General features: G+C 61.5%; 1 protein-coding gene. It reads left to right on the top strand.

The window, feature by feature from the left end:
• Window positions 1-52: 52 nt before the first annotated feature.
• Window positions 53-1,072, top strand: coding sequence for an IS30 family transposase (locus NAT23_RS14720; RefSeq protein ID WP_251929403.1), 1,020 nt, complete (start codon window positions 53-55; stop codon window positions 1,070-1,072).
• Window positions 1,073-1,098: the final 26 nt, after the last annotated feature.

Below are 1,098 nucleotides of genomic sequence, written 5' to 3'. Positions count from 1 at the left end.
GGCGGTCTCAATGACCAAGTGCAACACGTGAGCCATCAGGTACGGTGTTGCCATGAACCACTGCTATCGCCATCTTTCTGCTGAAGACCGGGCCGCCATCATGATGATGCGAGCCACGCATTCGATCCGGGCCATTGCCGCTCACCTGGGTCGTGCGCCGAGCACCGTGTCGCGAGAAATTGCTCGCCATACGGTCGACCCCATCAAGGGCTACGATGCCGGCTTGGCGGGTTATCGGGCTCGTCTGACGCGACATCGGCCACGCCAGCGTCCCAAGCTGCACCCAGACGGGGAGCTCTTCGAGGTGGTGGTCCACCTGCTGCGCAAGTACTGGTCACCGCAACAGATAGCCCGCACACTGAAGCGCATGTCACCCAACGATTCACGTCGGCAGGTCTCGCATGAGGCCATCTACAACGCGCTCTATGTGATGCCCCGCGGCAGTCTCAAGAAAGAGCTCATCGCCTGCCTGCGGCAGGGCAACGGCAAGCGTCGCTCACGCAGTCGTGGCAAGGATCGACGCCAGCAGATTCCCGATCTGGTCAGCATCCACATGCGGCCGCCTGAGATTGAAGACCGCCTGATGCCGGGCCACTGGGAAGGCGATCTCATCATGGGTGCCAACAATCGCTCCGCCGTCGGTACGCTGGTGGAGCGCACCACACGCTTGGTGATCTTGGCGAAAGTGGATGGCACCACCGCCACGGCGGCGGCCGTTGGCTTCAGCGATAAGCTCAATGAGGTGCCGCGAGCCCTGCGGCTGTCCATGACCTACGACCAGGGCAGAGAGATGGTGAAGCATGCCGAGATCACGCAGAAAACCGGTACGGCGATCTACTTCGCTGACCCACATAGCCCATGGCAGCGGGGCTCCAACGAGAACACCAACGGGCTGTTGCGGCAGTATCTGCCAAAGGGAACGGACCTCTCCGTTTACAGTCAGGAAGAGCTCGACGAGATCGCCGACTCACTGAACACACGGCCTCGCCAGACGCTGGACTGGCGAACCCCACTGGAAGTCTACGCCGAGGTGCTAAAGAAATCCGTCGGCGGACCGAGCACCCTTCAATAGCGTTGCGCTTGGAACTTGAGACCGCC

This window comes from Larsenimonas salina, from assembly GCF_023736155.1.
Taxonomy (GTDB): domain Bacteria; phylum Pseudomonadota; class Gammaproteobacteria; order Pseudomonadales; family Halomonadaceae; genus Larsenimonas; species Larsenimonas salina.
Note: the sequence above shows the minus strand (reverse complement) of the source record. Positions and strands in the feature narration are given on the sequence as shown.